General features: G+C 75.6%; 7 protein-coding genes. 2 read left to right on the top strand and 5 right to left on the bottom strand.

The window, feature by feature from the left end; translation table 11 throughout:
- Positions 1-77: 77 nt before the first annotated feature.
- Together ACFW5B_RS30855 and ACFW5B_RS30850 are read right to left on the bottom strand one after the other, a co-directional pair.
- The gene (locus ACFW5B_RS30855) at positions 78-839 is read right to left on the bottom strand and encodes a maleylpyruvate isomerase family mycothiol-dependent enzyme (protein WP_386446816.1); all 762 of its coding nucleotides are present in this window, start codon (positions 837-839) and stop codon (positions 78-80) included.
- Positions 840-948: 109 nt separating this feature from the next.
- A complete protein-coding gene (locus tag ACFW5B_RS30850) occupies positions 949-2,178 on the bottom strand; it encodes an MFS transporter (protein ID WP_386446814.1) in 1,230 nt (409 codons plus the stop codon).
- Positions 2,179-2,195: 17 nt separating this feature from the next.
- On the opposite strand from ACFW5B_RS30850, the gene ACFW5B_RS30845 reads away from it, so the two are divergent.
- Positions 2,196-3,416 carry an ROK family protein gene (locus tag ACFW5B_RS30845; protein WP_386446811.1) on the top strand — a complete coding sequence of 407 codons (1,221 nt, stop codon included), beginning with the start codon at positions 2,196-2,198 and terminating at the stop codon, positions 3,414-3,416.
- A 354-nt stretch (positions 3,417-3,770) separates the two neighbouring features.
- Positions 3,771-4,154: a PPOX class F420-dependent oxidoreductase gene (locus ACFW5B_RS30840; RefSeq protein WP_386446808.1), complete on the top strand. Its 384-nt coding sequence runs from the start codon at positions 3,771-3,773 to the stop codon at positions 4,152-4,154.
- A gap of 40 nt (positions 4,155-4,194) precedes the next feature.
- Here the strand turns inward: ACFW5B_RS30840 and ACFW5B_RS30835 are convergent, their stop codons facing one another.
- Genes ACFW5B_RS30835 through ACFW5B_RS30825 form a run of 3 tightly spaced genes read right to left on the bottom strand, consistent with a single transcriptional unit; the run spans position 4,195 to position 6,368 of the window.
- Positions 4,195-5,154, bottom strand: coding sequence for a phosphotriesterase (locus ACFW5B_RS30835; protein WP_386446805.1), 960 nt, complete (start codon positions 5,152-5,154; stop codon positions 4,195-4,197).
- On the bottom strand, positions 5,151-5,735 hold the full coding sequence (locus ACFW5B_RS30830) for a DUF4865 family protein (protein WP_386446802.1): 585 nt from the start codon (positions 5,733-5,735) through the stop codon (positions 5,151-5,153). Before ACFW5B_RS30830 ends, ACFW5B_RS30835 begins: the two co-directional genes overlap by 4 nt.
- A 30-nt stretch (positions 5,736-5,765) precedes the next feature.
- Entirely contained in the window at positions 5,766-6,368 is a 603-nt protein-coding gene (locus ACFW5B_RS30825) for a TetR/AcrR family transcriptional regulator (RefSeq protein WP_386446799.1), read from the bottom strand.
- Positions 6,369-6,564 lie beyond the last annotated feature (196 nt).

Raw genomic sequence — 6,564 nt, 5'->3', positions numbered from 1 at the left:
GCCGGGCGGGGGGGGGCGGGGGGGGGGGTGGGGGGCCGCCGGGGCCCCCCCCCCACCCCCGCCCACCGGAGGCATCCTCAGATGGCGGACCGCTCCTGCCACAGCCGGGCGAGCGCCTCATCTCCGGTGATGCTCATCGCGTCCCACGGCAGGCGGTTCCACAGCGCGAGGTACAGCTCCTCGGCCGGGCCCTCGACCGTGCAGTCGGCCGGCTGTCCGGCCTCCGGCCCGTCGGTGTCCGGGGCGGTGCGCACGGTCTGCGGCGGGGCGTCGGAGAGCCGTACGGTCCAGTCGGCGCCGCGCGCGTTCGTCGCCCGCAGCCGCAGCGTCCGGGGGGTGTCCGTACGGACCCGGCTGCGGTCGCGGGAGTGAAAGCCCGTCAGGAGTTCGTCGATCCCGTCGGCGGCGAACGCGGACGGGAGAGGGGTGAGGGACGCGCCGGCCGCCTGCTGTGCGTCCGCGCGGTGCACCGAGGTCTCGTGTGCCTGGCGGCGGGCCCAGAACGCGAGGGGGGACGCCGCGGGCAGGAACGTCCAGGCGGCCAGGTCCTGCGGCGCGGAGTGCAGCGCCAGGACGAGCTGGTGGTGGCCCTCGCGCAGCCAGGGCACGAGTTCGTCGTCGGCCAGCTCCGGGGCCTCCGCGGGACGGCCGGGCTGCTGGGTGCCCTGGGTCACGTACTCCGTCGCCCAGCGGTGCACCCGTCCGACGTGGGTGACCAGGTCCCGCATCTGCCAGTCGGGACAGGCCGGAATGCGGGCCTCCGGCCCCGCCTCCTCGGCGGCGTCGGCGAGCAGGCCCCCATCCAGTCGCAGTGTTTCGACGAACTCAGTGATCTCCATGCCCCCGAGTGTGCCAGCCGGTACCGACAGCGAATCTCTGCGGGTCGGACGGTGTCCGTACGGCCTGCGGTGGTGGCTGCCGGTACCGGGGCCGGGCCGTGCCGGTGTGTCAGGAGCGTCCGGAATGCGCCCCGCGGGTGGCGTAGCCGATACCCGCCGCGAGCGCGGCGAGCAGGGCGACCGTGGTGAGTGCGACGGGCAGCCCGAGCGCCTCGGCGAGGAAGCCGATGGCGGGCGGGCCGAGCAGCATGCCGCCGTAGCCGACCGTGGAGGCCACCGCGACGCCGTCCGGGCCGCCGGTCTCGCCGGCCCGTGCCAGGGCGATGGGGAAGATGTTGGCGAGCCCCAGGCCGGCGACGGCGAAGCCGGCGCAGGCCGCCCAGGCCGTGGGGGCGAGCGCGCCGAGCAGCATGCCCGCGGTCGCGGTCGTCCCGCCCGCGACCAGTGCGCGGGCCGCTCCGAAGCGCTGCACGAACGCCGTTCCGGACAGCCGTCCCACGGTCATCGCCAGCGCGAACACCGCATATCCGGCGGCGGCCGTGGCGGGTCCGGCGCCGAGGTCCTGGGAGAGGTGCAGCGCGCCCCAGTCGGCCATTGCCCCCTCGCCGTACGCGGTGCACAGGGCGATCAGCCCGAAGACCAGCACCAGCCGGCGGGCCCGGCCTGTACGGGCGCCTCCCGGGCGGCTCTTCTCCGGGGCGGACAGCCGCTCGGGGAACTCCGGCAGTGGCTCCCCGCACAGCGCGCGCCCCGCAACCCCCGTCACCATCAGCCCGATGACGGCGAGCAACAGCAGATGGACGGTGGCCGACAGGCTGCCCGCGAGCAGTCCGCCGAGTCCCGCGCCGAGCATGCCGCCCAGGCTGAAGGCGGCGTGGAAGCCCGGCATCACGGGGCGCCGCAGGGCGCCGATGAGCGCGACCGCTGCGCTGTTCATGGCGACGTTGAGCGAGCCGTACGCGGCGCCGAAGACCAGCAGGACGAGTCCCAGCGAGGTCGCGGAGTGGGTGAGGGGCGGCAGCACGATGCTCAGCGAGAGGGCGGCCCCGGCGGCGACCGTCACGGCGGGGCTGCCGAACCGCCGGCACAGCCGCCCGGCGATCATCATGAAGGCGACCGCCCCGGCCGACACGCCGAGCAGGGCCAGCCCGAGGGCGCCCGCTCCGGCGCCGGTCTGCGCCTTGATCGCAGGGATGCGGACGACCCATCCGGCGAAGAGGAAGCCGTCGATGGCGAAGAATGCGGTGAGCGCGACGCGGAGGCGGGTCAGGCGGGGACCGGCGGGGACGGCGCCCTCGTCCCGGGTCATGGCCTCCCGTATTTTGTTTAGTAGCGGCACAAAGCCAGAATAGGGGTGTGACCCAGACTCGGACAACCAGGTTGGAGCGGGGCCGGGGCGCCCTCGGTCCCGCACTGGAGCTCGTACACACCGGCCGCGCGCCCACCCGCGCCGTCCTGACCTCGGAACTCGGCGTGACCCGCGCGACCGCGGGCGCGGTGGCCGCCGAGCTCGAAGCGCTCGGACTGATCACCGTGGACTCCCGGCCGACCGCCTCGGCAGGCTCCCAAGGGCGCCCCTCCCACCGGCTGTTCGTCGCCGAGCGCGGACCGGTGGTGCTCGCCGCGCAGATCCACGCGGACGGGTTCCGGGTCGCGCTGGTCGGTCTCGGGGGCCGCATCGTGGCGACGACGTACGGCTGCGGCACCATCCCCGCCGACCCGGCCCATGTGCTCGCCGATGTCGTCGCGGCCGGTGCGGAGCTGCTGCGCGAGACCGGCCGGCGCTGCCTCGGCGCCGGCCTCGCGGTGCCCTCCGCGGTCGCCGAACCGGACGGCGAGGCCCTCAACCCGCTGCACCTCGCCTGGCCTTCGGGCGCTCCCGTACGCGCCCTCTTCCTGCGCTCGCTCGCCGAGGCGGGCATCCCGGGAGTCACCGAGCAGATCGGCTTCAGCGGCAACGACGTCAACCTCATGGCGCTCGCCGAACACCGGCACGGGGCCGGCCGGGGCGCCCGCGACCTGCTCTGTGTGGCCTCCGGTCACCGGGGCGTGGGCGGCGCGCTGGTGCTCGACGGGCGGCTGCACAGCGGCAGTTCGGGTCTGGCGCTGGAGGTCGGGCATCTGACGGTCAACCCCGAGGGGGCGCCCTGCCACTGCGGCAGCCGCGGCTGCCTGGACGTCGAGGCGGACCCGCTCGCCTTCCTCGTCGCCGCGGGCCGCGACCCCGGCCCCGAGGTCTCCCTGCTCCAGCAGGCCGCCGACCTGCTGCGGGACGAGTACGCCGATCCGGGCGTCCGTGCCGCGGCCGATCTCCTCATCGACCGCCTCGGGCTCGGCATCGCCGGACTCGTCAACATCCTCAACCCGGACCGCATCGTCCTCGGCGGGCTGCACCGCTCCCTGCTGGAGGCCGACCCGGAGCGGTTGCGCGCGGTGGTCGCCGACCGCAGCCTGTGGGGCCGCAGCGGCGGGGTGCCGATCCTGCCCTGCGGCCTCGACTACAACAGCCTGGTCGGCGCGGCCGAGCTGGCCTGGCAGCCGGTGCTGGACGATCCGTTGGTCGTGGTTGGCAGGTAAGGGGCGGGCGGATCACGAACGCTCCGCGGGTGGCCCTCACCCTCGGAGCGTTCCTGTGCGCAGTCCCAAGTGCCGTACAGGGGATACCCCGTCGGGGGGGCGCGGGCGGTTCTCCGGGGGCGAGGGCCTGCGCTCGGCGTGGGCCGCGTATCCGCCGGCCGGCGGAGGGTGGTGCACGCACCGCCGGTCCGGCCGGGCCCGGGGCGCACCGCACCACCGCGCCGACGCACTCCGCTGCCGCGGCCACCACGGCGAGCCGCAGGCGATGGCCGGCTGGGACTCTCCTCCCGCGTCGAGCCGGCCGCCGCCGACATCCGGCGGCAGGCGTAGCGGCCGGGTCCGTAGGCTGCGGGCATGATTCCCGAAGCCGTCGCGCGCAGCCCGTACGTCAGCCTGGTCACCTACCGCAGGAACGGGACGCCGGTGGCCACCCCCGTATGGGCGGTGGCCGAAGGGGCCGAACTCCTGGTGTGGACACGGGACGACAGCTGGAAGGTGAAGCGGCTGCGCCACGACACCCGGGTGACCGTCACCCCGTGCGATGTGCGCGGCCGGATCGCCGGGGACGCCCGGACCGTCGAGGGCACCGGCCGGCTCCTGGACGACGCCGCCGGGCTCGGGCGGGTGCGCAGGGCGATGGCGCGCAAATACGGGCTGCGGTTCCGGCTGATGGACGTCGTCGGCGCACTGGTCCGCGGCGGCAAGCGGCCGCATGTGGGGATCTCGGTGACCCTGTAGCCCCGCCGGGCGGGCCGCTACGGGCGCACACCCGGCCCGTTCACCGGCTTCCGTGCGGCGCCCGCGCCCAGCCGGCGGCGAAGGCGCGCGCCGGGTTCGCCGTCAGGAAGCGGGTCACCAGGTCCGCGCCCAGGGTGCGGGCCAGCCGCTCCCGGTGGCGGCGCAGCAGATACGGCATGCCGGGGCCGCCGTTGACCGACCGGGCGCCGGCCGTGGTGGTGTCGCCGCCCAGCAGAATCCGGTCACCGAAGCCCGCGGCGGCGAGCGCGGCCAGCGCCTCGGGCAGCCGCCAGTCGGTCGCGTGATGGGCCCGCGAGGGGCCGTCGAAGGCCAGATACGCCCCGGCCTCGGCGGCCGTCCGGTGCCCGACCAGGTCGGGCGAGCGGTTGAGATGGCCCAGGATCACCCGGTCCGGCGGGACCGCCAACTCCCCGCACAGCAGGTCGAGTACGTCCATCGCCCCGGTGCCCAGCTCCAGATGGACGCCGATGGCGGCCCCGGTCGCCCGCTGGGCCTCGGCGGCGGCCGCCATGGCGTGCCGGGCGTGCCGGTCCAGCCCGTGGAAGCCGCCGGCGACCTTGATCATCCCGGCCCGGGGGCCGGTGCCGCCGATCCCTTCGGTCAGCTCGGCGACGAACAGCCCGGCAAGGTCCGGGCGGACCCGCGCCAGCAGCTCAGGGGAGTAGTGCGCCGCCTGGTGCAGCCCGGTGGCCGCGACGATCCGTACGCCCGACTCCCGTGCCAGCCGCGGAAGTTCGGCGGCGCGGCGGCCCATGCCGTACGGCGTCCATTGGATCACCGCGGCACCGCCGGCCGCCCGGAAGGCGCTCAGCTCGGCGGCCGCCGCCCCGGCGTCGTCCAGCTCCTGCCCCAGGAGTTGGGGGCTGCGGAGGAAGAGATGGTCATGGGCGTCGCAGACGCCGAGACCGGCGGGCGGGATGTCGCCGAGGACGGTACGGATGGCGGGGGCGACGGGCGCGTCCGCGGGAGCCGGGCTCACCACAGGCGCCCGGTGCCCAGCCGGCCGGTGCCCGGTGCGGACAGATGCAGCACCCGGTAACGGTCGCCCGCGGAGCGCGGGGCGTCGTCCGCCCAGAGGGTGAAGTGGACCAGCTCCCAGCGCCGCGGGTCGAGGGCCAGCGCCGTGGTGTGCACCCCGTCCGTGGTGGCCAGCTCCTCGTGCCCGGCGACCGCCCGCTCGGTCAGGGCGGCGGCGTCGGCGTCCTCGGTGAGGGGCGCGGTCCGCCGGGTGAAGGCGCGGGGGAGTGCGCCGGCGGCCGGGCCGGGGCGGTGGAACAGCCCCTGCCAGTGCTGGACGGCCGGCCGCCCGAAGTCGCGGACCACACCACGGAATCCGTCCCCGAGGAGGAAACGGTTCATGGCCCCCGGATCGGCCCAGAGATAGAACGGCGCGTACTGGTTGACCGGTGCGCCGTCGACCCCGCGCTCCCGTATTCCGTACGCCTTCAGGCCGAGCCCTTCGTAGTCGTCCAGGAGGGGCCCCTTGGTCCGGACGCGGTCCCGGATGATCTCCATGTCGTAGTCGGCGGGCAGGGTGACGGCGTACTGCATGGCATGCATGACGGCTCCGTACGGGTGCGGGGGAGGGGCTCAGCCGGTGGTGCGGGCGGCGGGCGTGCGCTGGGCGGCCAGCAGGGTCAGCACGCCCTGTACGGCGGCGTCGAAGGGGGCGGCGTCATCGGCAGCGCGGGCCAGGACGTAGCCGCCCTGGACGACGGCAGCGACGGCCGCGGCGCCGGCCGCCGGGTCCAGCGCGGCGGACAGCTCCCCGCGGCGCCGCCCTTCGGCGAGCACCTCGGCGATCCGGCCCCGGAGCCAGCCGAACAGCTCGTCCAGCGGCTGCCGCAGCTCCGGGCTGTGCACCACGTCGCGGTCCTGGGTCATCCGGCCGATCGGGCAGCCGCGCAGCACCTGCCGCTCGCGTCGCAGATACGCCGCGATGCGGTCGTAGGCCGTACCCGGGCCGCCCAGGCACTCCTCCGCGGACCGCCTCAGGTCCTCCGCGGTGCGCCGGATCGCCGCCAGGGCGAGCGCGGACTTCCCGCTGAAGTGGTGGTACATGCTGCCCTGGCCGACGCCCGCGCGCTCCAGGATCGCCTTGGGGCTGGTGCCGACATAGCCCCGTTCCCACAGCAGCTCCTGGGTGCTCCGGATGAGCCGTTCCCGGGTGTCCGGTGGGTTCTGAGTGCTCATGACGGCACTGTACATACTAGTAGTTACAGTGATCAAGAGCGGGCGGGCGGCCGACGCGCACCGTGCGCCCAAGGCGGCCGGGAGCAGCCGCCGGCGCCCCGCCTGCTTCCCGTGTCGTACGGGCGGAGCCGCCGGCGGTACGACGACCGGCGGGCCCCGGAGGGCGAGTCTCGAAGGAGACCGGACGCACCCGGTC

The sequence above is a fragment of the Streptomyces sp. NPDC058773 genome, from assembly GCF_042746015.1.
Classification (GTDB): Bacteria; Actinomycetota; Actinomycetes; order Streptomycetales; family Streptomycetaceae; genus Streptomyces.
This window is presented reverse-complemented; position numbering and strand designations above follow the sequence as displayed.

Excerpts from the sequence above, each read along its gene's own strand:
- ACFW5B_RS30855 (WP_386446816.1), bottom strand. The coding sequence starts at position 839 with ATGGAGATCACTGAGTTCGTCGAAACACTGCGACTGGATGGGGGCCTG.
- ACFW5B_RS30840 (WP_386446808.1), top strand. The coding sequence starts at position 3,771 with ATGATTCCCGAAGCCGTCGCGCGCAGCCCGTACGTCAGCCTGGTCACC.
- ACFW5B_RS30830 (WP_386446802.1), bottom strand. The coding sequence starts at position 5,735 with ATGCATGCCATGCAGTACGCCGTCACCCTGCCCGCCGACTACGACATG.
- ACFW5B_RS30825 (WP_386446799.1), bottom strand. The coding sequence starts at position 6,368 with ATGAGCACTCAGAACCCACCGGACACCCGGGAACGGCTCATCCGGAGC.